Here is a 19053-nt window from a genome sequence, read left to right on the forward strand (position 1 = left end):
GTCGTCTGCTCCTTTTCAGATTGGGCAGACTCTACATCACAGCGAGGGAACTTCCGGGGGGCAGGTCATGGACACTATCCGCCTCTCTCAGCACGAGCCAGAGCGGTCAGGCCGGACGGTTACGATTCGACAGGGGGGCAGTTTCTCAGTTCGCCTGACAGCTCACGCCGATCTGATCCCCGAACACACCCGATCCCATGCCGCAATCATGCCCCGCCACCGCCAAGGCGACGCGGAAGGCCGCCGAAAAACGGCCGGGCTGACCACCACCACGGTTAATCAAACGGCGGCAGCAAACTGGGGGATTTTAAGCAGGCACTTCTGGGGAAATTGTAATCGGCATTGACAGCCGATGAACTTGATCATCATCGAACCTGTCGGTAGCAAGTTCCGCGACCTGCCACACACCTATAAATCGTATGCAGGCGTGCTGCATAGCGCTTTCCCACGTTGAGCGGATGGAATATGGTGGTGTTGTTGAATTCGTCTGCCCCATATCTGGCTGCCTGGAGCGCTTCTACAGCAGCGTTGTGGTTGGGTTCCCCCCAATATTGATTCTCAGACCACGGGTACTGCCCGGTCGGAACCGCTACAATATCGGCTTCGACGAAAAGCTGGTTGCCCGCCTGCGCGAAGTCTACGTTACCCGACCAATAGGTCGCCACAACCTTGCGCCCCAACAGCATCGCTTCGGCCAGCGATCGACCGAACCCTTCTGCCCGATGGAGAGAAATCAGACAATCGGAAGACGCCAGCAGCTGCAGCAGATCTTTCCGCGCCAGTACAGCGTCGATGACGATCAGGCGAGGATCATGCGCTGCGGCTATGTATAGCTCGTCCATCTGTTGGCTATCTGCTGAGCCACGCATGACCTTGATGACGAGTCTGACTGAATCGTCGTCTGGAAATGCATCTCGGAAGGCTTTAATCGCGCCGAAAGGATTCTTGCGATGAAACGACGACAGGGCATCGAAGTTGCACATAAACACGAATTTGTTGTCAGGCAGTCCGAAGCGTTGCCGATCTTCTTCAACCGACGGAGCTATAACGGCTGGCGGCATATGCACGACAGGCACAGGCGAAGCAAGTTCATAAGCGCCTCTTACGTAGCTACTGATCGCCCATATCTCGTCGACAAGTGAGAAGCAAAACTCAAGTTCCGAAGGCCACTGCGGCAACTCCCAAGGCCATAATCCTATCGAGTACCGATTATGAAAGAGGCACAAACCCCTCTCACAAAACAGCCGTAACGTCTCCATTCCGGTCATGACAAACAGGTTGATCGGATAGACAGGCTCATCCACAACTTCAACAGGATAAGGATGAGACGTTGTCTGTACATCAGAACCAGCGGGAAAGTCGAGAACACAGTGGTTTACCCCTGCTTCGAACAGCGCGCGCGACGCACAACGCGCATCTTCCCCGATCCCCAGTTGTCCAAATAGATGACCAACAAGATTAACACCAGAATAAGACCAAGACGGCTCGGAACCCCGATCATCGGCAGCCGCTATGTTATCCTGTACGTCTATTCCAACCGGCTGGATCCGGCCGACAAGGTCCAAAAGCCATCGTGGATGCGGAAAAAGCGGCGGCAACCCATTGAAGATATGTTTGAAGTACCACCCTACAAGCTCTTGCCGGCCCTCGTTCCTATCGAGCGGAGTCGCTTCGGCCAGTTCCTTGCTGAAAGCACGCACGGCCAACGCAGCGTAGGGTAACGGAATATCTCCGCCTGTATACTGCGCCTCGATTTCAGTTGGAGACAGGTAAAGCGCGCGGATTTCTGGTCGCTGCATCACTTCACGCAGCACTGCATATTCTCGCAAACCGCTGGACAAGCACCATCCGAGAAAACAAAACCTGTCCTGCCTGTTTTCAAGGGACCATTTCTTCTGTAAATCCGGACGAAGCATCCATATGGCCGCCATGACAGCCAGCAACGGCACCTCGTTAGGTTCCGCCAGTTCTTCGAATGGCTCCAGAAAAGCCAGATATCGGTGGCGCGAGCCAAACTTTGCCTGCAATACTTGGCGGCTCAATGCAAGACCGACAGCACTGGAACTCGTCATTGTATGCTCATTTTTATCAATAGAGTTTGGCCCAGACGAACAACCTTTTCCCATACAGGATCGTGAGTCCTGGGCCGCCGAGTGCTTTTATCATATTCGGATATGCGCGTACGGGAGGATGTTAAAGCATGGTAAGCGGGAAGAGGCGAGATCCGACCGGTGTCTCATGCGAGACGGTGTTAAACAGGCGCGGCAGGCTATCGTCTTGTCCAGGATAAAAGCCAATTGTGGCCGTATTCGCCCCAAAAGCGTGAACACAGTTATGCTTGCGTTGAGATACGAGGACGTCAAGTTCTCCGATCAACGACTTCAGGCGAGTAGGCGACATTTCTTCTAGCCACCATGAGGGGTTGAGGATTTGCGGCAACACTATCTTCTGACGGATACCCAAGCGACTGACAAAGGAGGAGAACGCCGCCGCATCGTCTTCGGTCTTTTCATACTGATGGATCGTGCTAACGATGGGTACGAGCACGTAGCCCTCATAGGGCTTAAGAAAATCCAATATCAACGGTGCGTTTTCATCGACCGCACGGGCCATAATAGCCTGGTTGGTCAGTGAGATGCCGACTTTCCGTTCGTTCGGCAAGTTGAAATCGACGCTATCATCCTCAGGGTAGAAGCGTTCAGGGTAACGTGTCAGCGTTGGGGGGACCGACAGATCAAGGTTCCATCGATTGACGATACGCAACGACGTGAAATCCCGCACAGAGAACGAAGCAAGCGACTGCGCGGCGCGCCGGATTTCCGGCGTTATCCATGACGAATCCAGGTTAGCAACGCCGATATTGTAAATGTGGCATTGAGCATTCCATGTAAGCGCGTCATTAATAAAGTTTAGAAACCTCGGAAGCATTGACAGCGTTCCAATACCTCCGCCGCCCAGAACAATTCTCTCTGGACGCAGTATCTTGGCCTGATTGAAATTTTCTATAAAACTTTCCGGTTTGATAAATTTTCCCGTGAAAGTGGGACGATAGCTCAGAACATGATTTTCACTCGAAGGGAATGCACGCACTGCGTCCAGCAGACAAAGCTCATCACCGAGATTGCCGAAACCGTAAGATCCTAGAAACAAGGTTTTCACGCGATACGATTCCTTTGCCTATCTGTGCGGGCACTCCCATACTAGGGCCTGCCATGTTAGAGTTTAGCGTGGAAACCCAGCCGAGGAGTGCCCTTGGCGCAATTTGGCCGGATATTAGTACATCAACGAGTGAGGCGCCAGTTTGGATCGCCTCAATGATTTACATGCATTTACATGCGTTTCTAACGATCCCGGGGGTCGGCCGCCCGTTTAGCAGACGCCCCATACTCGAGATACACCAGGAGCGGATTGCCTCCTTTTAGAGGCGCATCCCTATTGAGTTCATAATAACGTTTCGTGCTGAAACGTGGAGAGGGATCCCTGCCCTGCTTTCCACCAACCTCCAGATAGTGGTCAAGCGCATCAAGCCCCGATAGTGCCATGTCCGGATTCTGGCTTCGATACCAGCTTTCGTCAAATAAGCCGGACTGTTCGATAAGTCGCCGCTCGCGCTGACGTTCCTCACTCCTGAAAACAGGTGACTTAACGACAATACCTTTTTGGGGAGCTACCTCCGATTTCTGTGATAAGGTCGGAACTGTGCCTCCCCCCCGCTCACCAGCTTCCGTGACGAGGCGGGTGCCCCCCGTCCGCGCAGCTAGAAGCTTCTCTTTCTCCAACAACAGCCGGCTAAGCGTAGCAATTTCAGCGATCCTCTCCGAAGTCGTCGACTCAAGCACTTTGTTTCGCTCTTCCAGAGTATCGATTCTTCGGTCTCTCTGAATCAGTGCCTCACGTTCTGTCCTGAGGCGATCAGTAAAATCAGAAATAGTTTTCTTATAGCTCTCTATCTCTTTGTCTTTCTCAGCAACAGAAATATTTAATAATTCAAGTATCATCTGATTTTCGCTATTGGCGCGTTTTACAGAAGAAAGAAGCTCGCGAACAGCTTCGAGTTCACGTGATTTTTCAGCTTCAGAATTACGGATAACCTCATACGTATCATTAACATTCTGAATCAATAATAATTTTGATGATAAATCATTATTCTCGGTCTTGAGTGACTTCAATTGGATGTCCCGCTGCGTCAAAGTTGCGTCTTTTTGCTGCACCTGCTCTATCAAAGTTCTATTGAGGATTTCCAATTCAAGAATTTTCCGATCCCGGTCGGAGAGCAACTTCTGGAAGCCGTCAATGACATCGGCCGCCGCTTCAACTAGGCGTTGAATCGCTTCGGTTTCCGATGTCTTAAGTTGCACGACTTGGTTAAGCTCTTCTATTCTACGCTGCTGGAGAGATAGAACCTTATCGACTTCCTTGGCTGAAAATCGATCAGCGTCATCATCGATCAGCACCGCTTGCCTACCTACACCTATATCCGTGATTTCCGCTGTTGGCCTGAAAGGAGACTCTATAGCCTGGACCAATTCCCAGGCATGCCTCTTTTGCCCGACCGAGGAATCGGTTTTCTTCCGACCTCGCGTGAAAACGCGGAAGCTCGTTTTCAGTTTAGGTAGAAATCCATCCTTGGCCATTGCAGCTTTCCATAATACTAAACTGACGGCTACATTATTTTTTGAAACTATTTCATCATATCTGCAAATCGCAGTTCAGATTCCTCTGCAATCTGTATCAGATACTCTCCGTAACTGTTTCTACCCAGCTTTCTGCCTAACTTGGCGAGTCAATTACGATCAATATATCCCTTACTGAACGCGATTTCCTCGAGAGAGGCGATACGCTAGCCTTGACGTTTTTCAAGTGTGCAGACGAACCTTCCAGCACCGATCAGGCTGTCATGTGTACCGGTGTCGAGCCAAGGGAATCCACGCCCCATCTTCTTGACACGGAGTTGCCCTTACTCAATATAAAAGCGATTGATATCGGAAATTTCAAGTTTTCCACGTGCGGATGGCTTGAGGTTCACTGCAATATCAACAACTTGTTCATCATAGAAATTAAAGACCTGTAACGGCCCAGTTCGAGCGTGGTCTGGCCGGCCTTTCCTCAATCGAACGGGCCTTGTTAGTGTCGTCAAAGGTCACGATCCCGTAACGTTCAGGCTCCCGGACCCTGTAGGCGAAAACGCTCGCACCACGTGGCTCGACAGTATGCAACAGCGATTCGAGGTCAGCACCATGGAAAATATTGTCGCCCAGAATCAGGGCTGACGTTTCCCCCTGCACGAAGTCCGCACCAATAATAAACGCTTGGGCAAGGCCATCCGGGCTTGGCTGCGAGGCGTAACTGACCGAAATCCCCCATTGCGAGCCATCGTCCAGCAAACGTGCAAATTGCGGAATAGCATAGGGCGTCGAGATGATCAGAATCTCGCGGATGCCTGCCAGCATGAGGACGCTCAGCGGATAATAGAGCAACGGCTTATCGTAAATGGGTATTAGCTGCTTCACTATGGCAAGCGTCAGCGGATGTAACCTTGTTCCCGACTCCCTGGCGAGAAGAATTCCTTTCATGATACGCATTTTCCTCGATCTTTGGGATTCGGTGAAATGTACGGTCACAAAAACGGTCAACGTAGAATAGCGACCCCGTTATTGTATAGGAAGCGCGTCAATGTAAAAAAACGATCTTAAGACGACAATAAAAACCCGACCGCAATGTAATTGCAGTCGGGCACAAACAGCACAATAAAACTCAAATTTCTAATAATACTAAAAATCACACAGATATCCCCGCATATCGAATGCAGATCAAAAAATCGCAGTTCCGTAATACACTAGTATTTCTGTGACAGCCCTCTTTTGGAAAAGGGAGCTGTCACAATCTTTCAGATCAGACGATCTGGTCGTCATCATCCGTGATGACGTGGATAACATCGGCCGTCTTGTTTCCGCTCTCTTCCGCATAAACGAAGTCAAGCACAACATTAACGCGATCATCACCATCGGTCAGGCGGCCAATCCAGTAGTCGCGGCCTCCCTGGTCGGCATCGCGCTGAAGCGTATTGTGATACAGCAGATCAACGAAGTCTTCGTTAGACAGCGTCGAAAGCGAGGACGCCTCCTCCGTATCGAAAATACGCTCTGCAATTTCGGCGATTGAGGCGCCGTCGCGATACATGTCGAGCCAGAACTTGAAGCCTTCGAACTCGGTGGTGCGATCGAACAGCGCTTCATAAAGACGGGCAACGGAGCCTTCGTTGTCATCGCTGGCAACCACGAGAGCACTGTCAGCCCACCGGAGATACTCGACACCGGTGACTTCCGACTGCTGGTTGCTCACCAGGTTGAACACCACGGCCTTGTCACCTTGCCAGTCAATCTCGTAGTTCGCACGAGATGCCTCGACAACTGCAGCATTCGGATTGTTCGCCACGTCGGCAAAGGAGACAAGATCAATGCCGCTACCAGCCTCAACCGTATCCGAACCATCCGCAAGATAGAACGTGACGTTCCCGTCGCCGCCCCTGAGAAGATTCTGACCGTTACCACCGACGATCGTATCGTCACCGGAACCGCCAATGACCGTATCGTTGCCGGAACCGCCGGAGAGGTATGCAGCGAGATCGCCGCCGACGATCGAATCATCGCCCTCACCGCCCGACACAAGACTGGATGACTGTCCGATTTCACCCGCAAAACCCTGCGCAGCGGCGCTTCGCAGCACGATCGAATCGCTCCCGGACCCGCCGTAGACAACAACCGGCAAAGACCCGTCAACACTGACGACAGTATTTTCGGAAGTATCCAGAATGACGATCGAAACACCGGAGGGGATAACGATCTCCTCGCCCGAACCCTGCTTGATGAAGAGCAGATCGGTACCAGGCGGGATATCCTCACCTGGCGCATACTCGGCAATAGTGACGCTCTCGCCTTGCGGTATGGCATCCAGGATTCCCTGAATGGCCTGCTTCACATCATTCGGGAGCGTGGAATTCGCGATTTCATCGCGGGCCGCATCGGCTCCAAGATCATAAGTTACAGCCATAGTCTCTGTTCCTTGTCCTAGACAACCGAAACCAGCCAAATTTTATGGTTCCAGTTTATAAATAAAATGTAACGGCTTTACGACCTAGACAAACGGACTAGATCAAAAAAACATCTAAAACACCCATGATCGCACCCCTAAACCACTATAGCGCATTCCGGATGCGATCCGTTCCGTACTCAAACGATCAGGGAAGCTGCCCTTGGCCCGCCACGGACAACCGGCCACCGGAACTTCCCCGATACAATTTTACCCGCCCCGACTGGATGCCAGCCGGAACTCCGTTGGGACCCTTGCCTTCCACATCGGAGGCCCGCAGCTTGCGTACAAGCAAACGCACCCCGACGAGTGGAGATACCCCGTCCCTGGCTCTGGCCGACACCTCGCGACCAGACACCTTCACAAGACTGCCGTCCCTGAAGGCAGCCTCAAGCTCGAGATCGAATTGCTCGGCCTTCTCGTCCCGCAGCCGGAAAGAAATGGAAACTACCGGCAGCATCCTCTTGCGCGTGCCAACGAAATCCCCGGTCAGCGTCTCGGGAACTTCGCCCAATCCGGCAACCTCGCAGCCGTAACCGATATCGACCCCGATAGGCCGGCGCGGCCAATGGACAGAGAAACCCTCGATGTCTTCTTGCGCACCGGGTTCTCCGAGCCACTCCCCCGTCCGCGTCGTCACATCTCCACGGTAGGCGATATGACCCGACATAAAGACCGGAAGCGCCTCGGGCGCAGCTGCCTCACGGCCCGCACTCTGCCGCAGAGCGCTCTCGTCCCTGTCGGTTACGCGATCCAGGCGATCAAGCTTGAGCTTGACACCGTCATTACGCGCCGCCCCTTCAACAAATATCGTCACAACGACAACAGAATCGCTTGCGACAGACACAACAAGAGCGTCGCCCGGAGCCCGCAGCACACCGTCAGCGTTGTCCGGCCCATAAAACAGCCGCGCACCAGGATCTGAATCGGGCGCAAAGGATGCAACAACCTTTGGCGGAACATCGCCATCCTCTGCAGCAATATACCGCAGTGCATATAAACCGCGCGAGACAGGCATGGCACGTGCATAAACGCGCCCGCCCGCCCGGGCAGCGCCAGCGGCTGCGACATCCGCACCACCGTTAAACCGGGCACGTGCATCGATCGGAGCAGTGCCAACTGGCGCGCGCTGTCGCCTCGCCATGTCAATTGCCCGTTCGCCGCCGTCAATCGCATTGCCCGCCATGAGCACTCACTCTTCATGAAATTTACTGCAGCCAAAATACACGGGGTCTATATCAATTTCAACTGTTAATCAGGTTTATCTAGTTATATCCAATACGTACGAAAATTTTGTAATTTGTTATTCATGAGATGTAAATTTGGCATCAGCTTTTTCCATGCCATTGAAGCTGGGCAGTCGTAACATTTTTCCGGCCAAGTTCGGTATAACTGCTTATATCGCAAGGTGCCGACCCGCGCCTGCCGGCTAACAACGGAGCCATCTTGGCGGCTGTAAATTACAGGTGAGATTCCGATTGGCGATCACCGCTCACGCGCAAAATAGGCGGAGCTATTTGTCCGCTGAAGCGTTATCAACACGCATACCGATTCTCAATGAGCCGCACTTATCGAGAATCAGTATTGGCCTGGGAAGCGACTTTATCCTTTTTCTAATCAGGGGCGCCTTTTTAAGAACATCATCCAGCTGCTGGTCGCGGGCTCGGCCGAGGGCCCGGCATCGCCTGAAAACGTGGAACAGTACGAAACGTCCCATCGCTTTATAGGACTGTTCGCACAAGTTTCACGGCGCAAACCGGTTATTCCCTGCCCGTCCAAAGCGCAGGCCGGATAGCGTCTGGTACCCTCGTGATACCGGAATGTCACCTAGCAGCGATACCTGTCCCGATGGCTATTCTGCTTTACGTTCTACCTGTATATATTTATCCGACGCTCGTGGTCGTATTTTCAGAACCGGCGGCGGACAACAAGGATTGTCGCCTGCCGCCTGCGGTCTCTACAAGGCCGCATTTTTCCATTAGCCTATGGGTCGATCTTCAACGGGATTCGCATGCTCTACTCAAATCTGCAGCCGCTTCCTCGCGATACGAAGACCGGTGTTCTGTATCGCGTCAGCGATTATCCGCATATCGCGTCTCTTGTAGCTATCCCTGTCGTCCTGGTGGAGATAGGCAATATCGCGCGCGAGTTCCCCGTCGTCTGGCAGTCCATGGGAGACAGACTTTCTCTCGTGGCGCTGACGGGGCTTGCGCCCGGCACCGGCCTTTCGGCCAATCGTGATATCACGAACGAGGATATCTCCCTTCTCGCGTTGAAAGCCTATCCGTTCACGGTTGCTCCCGGCGACTACGCAGCCTCCCGCCCGGTTCTCGTGGATCATGCCGAAGTCCGGCCGGGCGCGCAGCCCATTAATATGTATGATTCACATGGGCGCTTCACACGCGATGCGCTCATGCGGCTGGCAGCGACGCGCGTGTTTGCCCACAGCCAGGCCAAGACGGCCCGTTTTTCCCAGCTTCTGCATGCGGCCGGCCTGATGCAGCCCTGGGAGTTCGCGCTTCAGTTCGGCGAGCGCACCCTGTCGCTGGCTGGTCTCTATACGCTCACGCGCGATACGCAGGCTCTTTATGAAAAACTGACGCCGCTCGTCGAAGAGCTTGGGCATGAAATCGTTCAACTGGTGGAAGCCCACGAGATATCGCTATTCCGCATGAACGATCTCGCCAGAAGCTTTGCGACGATCTCGTCGGCATGGACGCAAATACGCGCTCCGGCTGCCGGCAGCGCGGATAACGCCCCGTGATGTATACGAGTCATGCGATATCGTGCTATTCAAGACCTGATTACAGCTCTTCGCGCGAGAGTTATGTTGCCGCCAACAGGCGTTGAATGGGCCGGACATGCACAGCTTTTATGAACCGATATCCCATGCAAAACATGCCGGGATGCGTTGGTCGTTGCCTGCAAGGTTTGAATTCGCACAGGATCTGCGTCTGATCCAGGTGACGTTCCAGGAAATTCGCCGCGCCGCGAATTTTTATCCGTTATGTCTGCGCCAGACCGGGAATATTCTTGATCTCGTTGCCATCCTCGCCGATGAACAAGGCAAGAATATTCATATCGACGCAGCAGGAAAGTGGGCCACCGAGTACCTGCCGCTGATGCTCAGGGTTCATCCTTTCAGCCTCGTTCGCCGTGCCGGTGGCGATGACCTTCTGCTGGCCGTGACCCACGATGGCGGCCTGTTCGGCAAGGACGGCGAGCATGACCTTTTCGACGAGCACGGCAAATTCTCGCCGGCGACGTCCATCGTGCTCGCCGCGCTGCAGACAGCGGAAACGCAGCGGCCTGCACTGCGGACGGCGTGCGAATTGCTCGCCACGCTCGATATCACCGTTCCTGTTCCTTCCGGCGCGCTGAACGGCGGGCTCCACCGTCAGAAATTGTTTGTGATCGATCCTGAAAAACTTGCAGCGCTCTCCGCCACGCAACGAGCAAGATATGTGGAACTCTATCGCTCCAACCCGTTCGCGCTCCATCTGGTGGAAGCCATTGTGTATTCCCAGAATAACTTTGCCTTCCGTTCGCTATTGGCCGATATGCCCCACGGCGAACGTCTGAAGCAGGTGCATCCTTCCATCACCCCTGAGCCGACTCCCGACGACACTCCGCCAGCCGAGGTCGACGAAAATACCTTCATTGATTATGGTGCAACGCTTGATTTTGGCAGCTAAGGAATTTATGGACCGAACGGCTTGTCGTTATTGTCCCCAAAATCTGCATTTTCGGGCCATCGTGCAACAGCACACCGCCTCATGGAAACACCGCTTTTCCAGCCACAGTCGTTAAAGTTATCCTCTACGTGACCGGGCCGCGCCAAACGCCGGCGTCTTCCTCTACAGAATCCAAGCCGTTTCAGCATGCTTCCCTGGGGCACAGCATAAATAGGCAAAATCAAGGCGTTATTTACGGAATTTGCTGCGATTGATTTAAAGGCGCACTTACTATATATGCATACCGTTATCTTGATTTAGGTTTCTAACATCGGCAATCTGCATGTATCATTTCTTACTATCGTTTACCAAACTTCCTTGATCATGGCGGAATGTTGGATGTGGATGCCGTCGGAAGTATCCTTTTCCGTTGACTCTCCGGAAGCGTGAAGAGCCAACAGATGTTGATGTCGCTAACTGACGGGGTCGTAGCGTGCTCGGATCATCAGGAATGTCTGGTCGCCCGTCTGACGTTCACAAGGCTTCCACGCCTCTCGATCAGACGATCTCCGCAGCGCGGCCTGCTATTCTTGGATTGATCGGCTTCGGGAGCGTGACGAGTATTCTTTCTCTCGTTCCATCGCTCTACATGCTGAACGTCTTCGACCGCGTCATGACGAGCCGGAACATCACCACGCTCATCATGTTGACGGCGATCGCGCTTTTCCTCGTGCTGATCGGCGCGATCGTGGAACGCATGCGAGCGACCGTCTCGCTGCGCGTCGGCGCCTGGGGAGACGAAAAGGTGTCCCCCGCCCTGCTGGCGGCCGTGCAGGATGTGGCGCTCCGGTCAGGACGGCGTGTCGACGTGCAGGCCTTGCGCGATCTTGACAGTTTTCGGGAATTCTGGACCGGTACCGGGCTCCAAACGTTGGTCAGGGCTGCCTGGTCTCCACTGTTTGTCATCGTTCTTTTTTTCCTGCATCCGCTTTTCGGATACATCGCTATTCTGGGTTTGCTGGTGGTTCTGGCCCTGACGATCGCCAACAATCACGCGACCCACAAGCCGCTCGGCAAAGCCGCGGCGGCCAGCCGCAAGGCAACGGCATGGATGTCAGCCACCATCCGGAACATCGAAGTCATGCATGCCATGGGCATGCGCCCGGCGTTTCGCAAGCTGTGGCAGAAGGATCACAAGGAAGCACTGTTCTGGCAAAACGATTCCAGCGATAAATCAGCGGCTTATGTCGTCGCGTCGAGTTTCTTCCAGTCGGCTCTCGGGCTTTGTGTCCTTGCGTTGGGCATCTATCTGGCTATTCAGGGTGAAATTTCCGCCGGGGCTGCCTTCGTTTCCCGCATTCTCTTCGGGCAGGCCGTGGGGCCATTGACAGGTCTGATTGGCCAGTTGAAGGGCTACACGACGTCGCGGATATCGTACGACAATCTCCAGCACATATTCAGGAGTGCCGTGGACGATTCCGAGCGCATCGTTCTGCCGATCCCGGACGGTGCGCTGTCTATGCACGGCGTGATGCTTGAATTGCCCGAGACAAAGCAGATCATCTTGCGCAACGTCAATCTGGTCATCGAGCCGGGCGACACCGTGGCCATGGTGGGGCCGAGCGGCTCCGGAAAATCGACGCTTGCCCGCGCCATGGTGGGCATACTGCCCCCCGCGATGGGCGAGATCAGGCTTGATGGCGCGGAGCTGAAGCACTGGCAGGTCGACCAGCTCGGCAAGTATCTGGGCTACGTCCCGCAGGACGTGGAGTTGATCCCGGGCACGATCGCCCAGAACATCGCCCGCTTCGGTTCGCGCGACGACGAAGCGACGATCGCCGCCGCCAAGTTCGTTGGTGCTCATGACCTGATTCTGCGCCTGTCCGGTGGATACAATACCGCCATCGACATTGACGGCAGAGGGCTGTCCGGCGGCCAGCGGCAACGGATCGCTCTTGCCCGCGCCGCCTACGGGAATCCCGCGCTGGTCGTGCTGGACGAGCCGAACTCAAATCTGGACGCCGCGGGCGAACAGATGTTGTTGCAGGCTATCAAGCGTTTTAAAGCCCAGGGAACAACGGTCGTCATCGTCACGCACAAAGCCCAGATACTGGCCGCCGTCGACAAGATCATCTATGTGAACGGAGGCGGTATCAGTCATTTCGGTTCCCGCGACGAGGTCATGAGCCATATCGCGGGCGCAAAGCTGCCACCACCGCCCGCAGCAATAGGGAGTAAATGACATGGCGCTTCCTTCCCCGCTCAACCGCTCCCGCATTGCCCCGGCGGCCGAGGAAACAGTGCTGCCGGGCCTGGCGGCTGACGAAGCACCGGCCTCGGACCTGCCACGGACGACGTCGTCCACCAATTGGCGCACGCCGCTGCTGATCGGCTGGGCGGTCATCGCTTTCGGGCTGGGCGGCAGTCTGGCCTGGGCGACGCTGGCTCCGCTGGACAGCGCCGTTTCCGCTCAGGGCGTCGTGTCGGTGGAAAGCAACCGCAAGACCGTTCAGCATCTGGAAGGCGGGATTGTCCGCGAAATCCGTGTCCGGGACGGCGACTATGTAGACGAAGGCGACGTGCTGTTCCGGCTGGATGGAACACAGGCCGCAGCCAATCTGGAAGTGGTTCGGAACCAGAGGGCGGCCGCGCTCGCCGAGGAAGCGCGCCTGACCGCAGAGCGCGATGGCAGCTCGACCCTTGAGTTCCCGTCGGATGTCATGGAACGCCAGAACGATCCGGCCGTTGCCAAGGCGATTGCGGACCAGCAGAGGCTGTTCCGGGAGCGGCAATCTTATCTCTCTGCCCAGAAGGACGTCCTCGAGTCGCAGGTCAAGCAGGCCCAGGAACAACTCGAAGGTGCCGCCCAGGAGCGCGCATCCGGCCTCAAGCAGATTTCTTGGGTGGATCAGGAGCTGCCGTCCTTGCGCGACCTCTACAAGAAGGGGCTCGTGCAATGGACGCGCATCACCTCGCTGGAGCGGCAACGCGCGCAGCTTGAAGGCGTGGTGGCCGCCGCCGCGGCGACGCATGCCCGCCTTCTGCATTCCATCAACGAGGCGAACCTGAAGATTGCCGAATTGAAGCAACAGTTTCATCAGCAGGTCGCGGAGTCGATTGCCGCGACACGCAAACTGATTGCGGAGACCGAGCAGAAGCAGAAGGTCGCGCAGGACATTCTCGACCGTCTTGATGTGCGCGCCCCGCAGACGGGCGTCGTGCAGGGTCTCAAGGTGTTCACACCGGGCGCCGTCATCAGGCAAGGCGATCCGCTGCTCGATATCGTGCCACTCAACGAGGAACTCGTGATCCGTGCCCAGGTTTCGCCGTACAGCATGGACGTTGTCCATGCCGGCCTGCGTGCCGAAATCCGTTTTCCGTCGTTCCACCTGCCCTACGTGCCGGTCATGTTCGGATACATCAAGAATATCTCGTATGACCGCCTGATGGACGAAGCGACCAATCAACCCTATTTCGCCGCGGACGTCGTCGCGGATCGCAGCACGTTGCCGGAGGAAATCCGGGACAAGCTCAGAGCCGGCCTCCCGACCGATGTCCTGATCGTGGCCGGTGAAAGGACGCCCCTGCAATATCTTCTGCGCCCTCTGACCGACAGGCTGCGTAAAGGCATGCGGGAAAACTGAACCGGGTCAATTCCGCCCCCCCCTCCACGAGACGCTTCATGTAGGGAAGTATTCCGGGGCGGAAAGAGCGCGCCGGATCCGCATCGTCGTACTTTAATTCTTTGATTTTGAACGAATTCTTACCGGTCGAATGACCCGACTTGACCGGAACGCCCCCCGGAAACCGGCAAGCCTCCCGAGCGGCCATGATCAGGTCTCGGGAGGCCTTTTATTTGACTTGCCGCGTCAGGCAGCAGCCTGCTTATTACGTTGCTCATCGATACCGGTGACGTGCCTGTTGAAGTCGGGCCCGTTCTGTGCGCCCAGCCGGAGCGCGGCATGCGCCGCACGTTCGGCCTCGTCCAGATCGCCCGATTGCAGCAGGAGACCGATAAGATAATCGTGCGACCATGGGTCGGACGGGTCTGCTTCCAGTGACTGCCTGGCCAGAAGCACAGCTGCGCCCATATTCTTGCGGCGCGCTTCCACCTTGCTGAGCTGTCGCAAGAACGGCCCGGGCTTCTCACCATTTACCGTCAACCCGGCCCGGCTTGCCTCCTCGGCTGCATCCAGATCATTCTGTTGCAACAGCAGACCGATCAGATGATGGTGCGAGCCCGTGTCGGCCGAATTGATCTCCAGCGATTGTCGAGCCAGATCCACCGCCCGCGCGGGCTCCCGACGCTTGGCGGCGAGATTGCTCTGATGGCGAAGAAACATCGCGCGCTGGTGCCCGTGCAGCGCCAATCCGGCCGCAATTGCCTGCTCCGCGACGTCAAGCTCGTTCTGCTGCAGCAGAAGGCCGATCAGGTGGTGATGCGAGCCTGCATCCGAAGGATCGACATCCACGGCGCGCCGGGCCAGTTCCACAGCCAGCGCCGGATCGCGCCGTCTGGCGGCTAGATTGCTCTGATGCCGGATAAACCGGGAAGGCTTGTACCCGTGCAAGGCCAGTCCGGCCGCAATCGCTTCCTCGGCGCCGGCGAAATCGTTCTGTTGCAGCAACAGCCCGATCAGGTGGTGATGCGACTCTGCGTCAGATGCATCCGCTTCAAGCGCATGCAGCGCCAGTTCCGCCGCCCGCACCGGATCGCGCCGCCTGGTGGCGATATTGCTCAGATGGCGGATGAACGCTGCCGGTCGATTACCGTACTGCCTGAGCGCCGTCTCTACCGCTTCCTCGGCTGCATCGAGATCGTTCTGCTGCAGCAGAAGGCCAATCAGGTGGTGATGCATGCCGGCGTCGAATGGATCGGCCTCGACTGCATGTCTGGCAAGCTCCACGGCCAGCGCCGGATCGCCTCGCCTGACGGCAAGATTACTCCGGTGCCGGATAAACCGGGCGGGCTTGTCCCCGTGCAAGGCCAGTCCGGCTGCAATCGCTTCCTCGGCGCCGGCGAAATCGTTCTGTTGCAGCAACAGCCCGATCAGGTGGTGACGCGACTCTACGTCAGATGCATCCGCTTCAAGCGCACGCCGTGCCAGTCCCACTGCCCGCACCGGATCGCGCCGCCTGGTGGCGATATTGCTCAGATGGCGGATGAACGCTGCCGGTCGATTACCGTGCTGCCTCAGCGCCGTCTCGACCGCTTCCTCGGCTGCATCGAGATCGTTCTGCTGTAGCAGAAGGCCGATCAGGTGGTGATGCGAGCCTGCATCCGAAGGATCGACATCCACGGCGCGCCGGGCCAGTTCCACAGCCAGCACCGGATCGCGCCGTCTGGCGGCTAGATTGCTCTGATGCCGGATAAACCGGGAAGGCTTGTACCCGTGCAAGACCAGTCCGGCCGCAATCGCTTCCCCGGCAGCGTCGAATTCATTCTGTTGCAGCAACAGCCCGATCAGGTGGTGATGCGACTCTACGTCAGTTGCATCCGCTTCAAGCGCACGTCGCGCCAGTTCCACGGCCCGCGCCAGTTCGCGTCGCTTCCCCGCCACATTGCTCTGGTGGCGGATAAACGGTCCCGGCCTTTTTTGATGCTGTGCCAGCGCCGTCTCTACCGCTTCCTCGGCTGCATCGAGATCGTTCTGCTGCAGCAGAAGGCCGATCAGATGGTGATGCATGCCCGCGTCAAGTGGATCGGCGTCGACGGCATGTCTGGCAAATTCCACAGCCCGTGCAGGATCGCCTCGCCTGACGGCAAGATTACTCCGGTGCCGGATAAACCGGGCGGGCTTGTCCCCATGCAAGGCCAGTCCGGCTGCAATCGCTTCCTCGGCGCCAGCGAAATCGTTCTGTTGCAGCAACAGCCCGATCAGGTGGTGATGCGACTCTACGTCGGATGCATCCGCTTCAAGCGCACGTCGCGCCAGTTCCACGGCCCGCGCCAGTTCGCGTCGCTTCCCCGCCACATTGCTCTGGTGGCGGATAAACGGTCCTGGCCTTTTTTCATGTTGTGCCAGCGCCGTCTCGACCGCTTCCTCGGCTGCATCGAGATCGTTCTGCTGCAGCAGAAGGCCGATCAGGTGATGATGGGCGCCGGCGTCCGCCGGTTCAATGTCCCGCGCCTGGCGGGCGCATTCCGCCGCCTGTGCGGGCTCTCCCCGTTGCTGCGCCAGCGCGCTGACGTGGCGCAGATAGCGGCTGGGCCCGGGAAGCCCGAGATCGAGCGCTTTCCGGACAGTTGCCTCCGAGAGATCGAGATCTCCCTTCTGCTGTTGCATGCGCGCGAGATGGAGGTACGAGTCTCCGTCCGCCGGGCCGGCATCGAGGGCCTGCTGCGCCCAGTCTACCGCCGCCGCCCAGTTGCGCCGCTGCGCCTCGATATTGCTGACGCGACGCAGGATCGGGACGGGATTGACGGTCGGCGTCTGCAAGGCGCGGCGAGCCGCCTGCCGCGCGTCCGCCAGTTCACCGATCAGTCGCTGCGCCAACGAAACACGGGTCGGGGCGGAAACCGCTCCGGACGGCGCGTCGATGCCCAGCATGGCCGCCATGCGCTGATGCGCGGCAGGCAGCAGCGGCGCGTAGTCGTCCGCGACGATGCTGAGGCTTTCGGGTGACTGCACGCGCGATATCTCGTCCGGCAACCAGCCCACCGCCTTCTTGCCGAGGCTGTAGATGACGGCGCGAGACACCTTGCGGGTAATCGCCCGTTCGGCAAGGTCACGCGCTATCCTTCCCCTGGCTTCTCCGCCAGGGGCGGCCTCGAAGGCATGTTCCAGCTGGGCAGCCATCCGTGCAACGGCCGAATAGGTCAGGTTGACGAATAACTGATGGGTCGCCGGATAGTATTTCGCAACCCTGCCCTGAAGCCCTCGCTCATCGATCTGTGCCTCGTCCGACAGGGCGATGATTTCCGGTGGCTTCTCGAAGGTCTGCTGGGCCGGCGGTCGCGGCGGGGAAGACGGCGGAGTTCCGGGCGGCGACACCGGGGGCTGAGGCTCTTTCGCCTCTTCGGGCATGCCGCGCACCTTGCCGGTTCCCCGATACTGGGGGGCGATGCCGAGTTCGGCGAGCAGTTCCTGCAGTTCACCTTTCAGATCGCCGAGGAAATCGACCTGCGCAGGGCCATAGGAGGCGATGATCTGGCGCAGCCAGGCGGGAATGCCGTCGCGCACCAGCGGTGCGAAATCACCGGCATGGACCTGCCGCTGATCGCCTTTCCTGAACCGCAGAAACTGGCGATAGAGATCGGGCTGCACCTCGAAGTCGTCCGGCAGCTCGATGAAAACCGTGAAATGTCCGGCGCCGAAGGGTATGCCGAAAAGCGGCGCCTCCTGAAGCCATTCCTGTTGCTGGCGGATGGCATAAATCTCGCCGCGATAGACGAGGCTGACCTGTCCCGCTATCCGGATGCCATCCGCATCCGGCGCGACCACCGGCTCGTAACCGTAGTGGATAACGATGCCGCCGACGGTCGATACGCTCTCGATCCGGTGCATGCGGCCGAAGCGCGCTTCAGCGGGAACAAATACGCGATCGGGCAGCCCCGGTGCACCGCCGCTCACCGTCAGCGACACACCCGCAGGCGTGCGGAAGAAGCGCCGGGCGAGATAGTGGAGGCTCCAGTCCGGCGGCACCGACGGATCGTTGTCATAGGGATTGAGCCACGTGTCCTGCTCCTGCCGGTTGCCGAACAGAACAACCTCCGTCCAGTCAGACGACAGGTTGTAGTCACCTTCGAAACGGCAGAGGGCGGTTACGTCATCGACCTCGGACCCGACGGCCGATGCAGCCTCGCGGTAAGGAATCCGCCCATAGATTCCGTGCCGTTGCCCCATTGTCACCTCGCTCACCACGCCATTCCGGCACGAGCGATAACGGAGGCCGTATTTGTTGGAGGGCAGCGACGCGACTTTCGCGCCCATGCCGAAGTTCCGGTCCAGCGCATTCACCTTGTGCAGGGATGACGCCAGATCGCAGATGCGATGCAGTTCTGTCGCCGTCATGCCGAGCCCGGTATTCCAGATGGAGAGCTTGCGGACGCCATCGATCATCCTGGGCCTGATATCCACCAACTGCTGGCCTGCGGGCGCGGTACCCGCCGCTTCCAGTGCATTCATCACCAGCTCGCGCAGCATCATCGTCTTGGGGCAGCGCTCGATAGTACTGGCAACCAGAAACCCTTCGTTGGCAATACGAAGAGCCGCAATAGGACTATTGGCGGACACGACAAACTCCGGAATAGTGATAACTATTAGAAGTATAACATGATATGGAGATC

10 protein-coding genes and 1 pseudogene are annotated in these 19053 nt (G+C 57.0%); 4 read left to right on the forward strand and 7 right to left on the reverse strand.

The features are described 5' to 3' along the window. Positions 1-365 precede the first annotated feature (365 nt). The 6 genes and pseudogenes from ACFFJ7_RS15610 to ACFFJ7_RS15635 form a co-directional block, all read right to left on the reverse strand. Positions 366-2072: a glycosyltransferase gene (locus ACFFJ7_RS15610; protein WP_377593501.1), complete on the reverse strand. Its 1707-nt coding sequence runs from the start codon at positions 2070-2072 to the stop codon at positions 366-368. A gap of 121 nt (positions 2073-2193) precedes the next feature. After that, a complete protein-coding gene (locus ACFFJ7_RS15615) occupies positions 2194-3159 on the reverse strand; it encodes a polysaccharide pyruvyl transferase family protein (protein ID WP_377593503.1) in 966 nt (321 codons plus the stop codon). 182 nt (positions 3160-3341) lie between these two features. Next, complete coding sequence (locus ACFFJ7_RS15620; protein ID WP_377593505.1) at positions 3342-4634, reverse strand: coiled-coil domain-containing protein; 1293 nt, start codon at positions 4632-4634, stop codon at positions 3342-3344. A 47-nt stretch (positions 4635-4681) separates the two neighbouring features. Then, positions 4682-5573 (reverse strand): annotated as a pseudogene (gene rfbA, locus ACFFJ7_RS15625) (glucose-1-phosphate thymidylyltransferase RfbA). 319 nt (positions 5574-5892) lie between these two features. Beyond that, positions 5893-7050: a DUF4214 domain-containing protein gene (locus tag ACFFJ7_RS15630; RefSeq protein WP_377593507.1), complete on the reverse strand. Its 1158-nt coding sequence runs from the start codon at positions 7048-7050 to the stop codon at positions 5893-5895. A 187-nt stretch (positions 7051-7237) separates the two neighbouring features. Further along, entirely contained in the window at positions 7238-8275 is a 1038-nt protein-coding gene (locus ACFFJ7_RS15635; protein ID WP_377593511.1) for a hypothetical protein, read from the reverse strand. A gap of 825 nt (positions 8276-9100) precedes the next feature. Between ACFFJ7_RS15635 and ACFFJ7_RS15640 the strand changes: the two genes are divergently transcribed. The 4 genes from ACFFJ7_RS15640 to ACFFJ7_RS15655 all read left to right on the forward strand — a co-directional run bounded on the left by ACFFJ7_RS15640 (position 9101) and on the right by ACFFJ7_RS15655 (position 14407). Next, positions 9101-9853: a SapC family protein gene (locus ACFFJ7_RS15640; protein WP_377593513.1), complete on the forward strand. Its 753-nt coding sequence runs from the start codon at positions 9101-9103 to the stop codon at positions 9851-9853. Positions 9854-9950: 97 nt separating this feature from the next. Continuing rightward, positions 9951-10784: a SapC family protein gene (locus tag ACFFJ7_RS15645; RefSeq protein WP_166956546.1), complete on the forward strand. Its 834-nt coding sequence runs from the start codon at positions 9951-9953 to the stop codon at positions 10782-10784. A 490-nt stretch (positions 10785-11274) separates the two neighbouring features. Further along, the gene (locus ACFFJ7_RS15650; protein ID WP_377593516.1) at positions 11275-13005 is read left to right on the forward strand and encodes a type I secretion system permease/ATPase; all 1731 of its coding nucleotides are present in this window, start codon (positions 11275-11277) and stop codon (positions 13003-13005) included. A gap of 58 nt (positions 13006-13063) precedes the next feature. Next, positions 13064-14407 carry an HlyD family type I secretion periplasmic adaptor subunit gene (locus tag ACFFJ7_RS15655; RefSeq protein ID WP_166955269.1) on the forward strand — a complete coding sequence of 448 codons (1344 nt, stop codon included), beginning with the start codon at positions 13064-13066 and terminating at the stop codon, positions 14405-14407. A gap of 225 nt (positions 14408-14632) precedes the next feature. Here the strand turns inward: ACFFJ7_RS15655 and ACFFJ7_RS15660 are convergent, their stop codons facing one another. Beyond that, entirely contained in the window at positions 14633-19000 is a 4368-nt protein-coding gene (locus ACFFJ7_RS15660) for a tetratricopeptide repeat protein (protein ID WP_377593519.1), read from the reverse strand. Between the last annotated feature and the right edge of the window lie 53 nt (positions 19001-19053).

The sequence above is a fragment of the Pseudochelatococcus lubricantis genome, assembly GCF_042432495.1.
In the GTDB taxonomy this organism is placed as follows: Bacteria; Pseudomonadota; Alphaproteobacteria; order Rhizobiales; family Beijerinckiaceae; genus Pseudochelatococcus; species Pseudochelatococcus lubricantis.

What these genes read in the sequence shown, in the direction of transcription:
- ACFFJ7_RS15640 (WP_377593513.1), top strand. Translation starts at nt 9,101, where the DNA reads ATGCTCTACTCAAATCTGCAGCCGCTTCCTCGCGATACGAAGACCGGT.
- ACFFJ7_RS15635 (WP_377593511.1), bottom strand. Translation starts at nt 8,275, where the DNA reads ATGGCGGGCAATGCGATTGACGGCGGCGAACGGGCAATTGACATGGCG.
- ACFFJ7_RS15650 (WP_377593516.1), top strand. Translation starts at nt 11,275, where the DNA reads ATGTCTGGTCGCCCGTCTGACGTTCACAAGGCTTCCACGCCTCTCGAT.
- ACFFJ7_RS15645 (WP_166956546.1), top strand. Translation starts at nt 9,951, where the DNA reads ATGCACAGCTTTTATGAACCGATATCCCATGCAAAACATGCCGGGATG.
- ACFFJ7_RS15620 (WP_377593505.1), bottom strand. Translation starts at nt 4,634, where the DNA reads ATGGCCAAGGATGGATTTCTACCTAAACTGAAAACGAGCTTCCGCGTT.
- ACFFJ7_RS15630 (WP_377593507.1), bottom strand. Translation starts at nt 7,050, where the DNA reads ATGGCTGTAACTTATGATCTTGGAGCCGATGCGGCCCGCGATGAAATC.
- ACFFJ7_RS15610 (WP_377593501.1), bottom strand. Translation starts at nt 2,072, where the DNA reads ATGACGAGTTCCAGTGCTGTCGGTCTTGCATTGAGCCGCCAAGTATTG.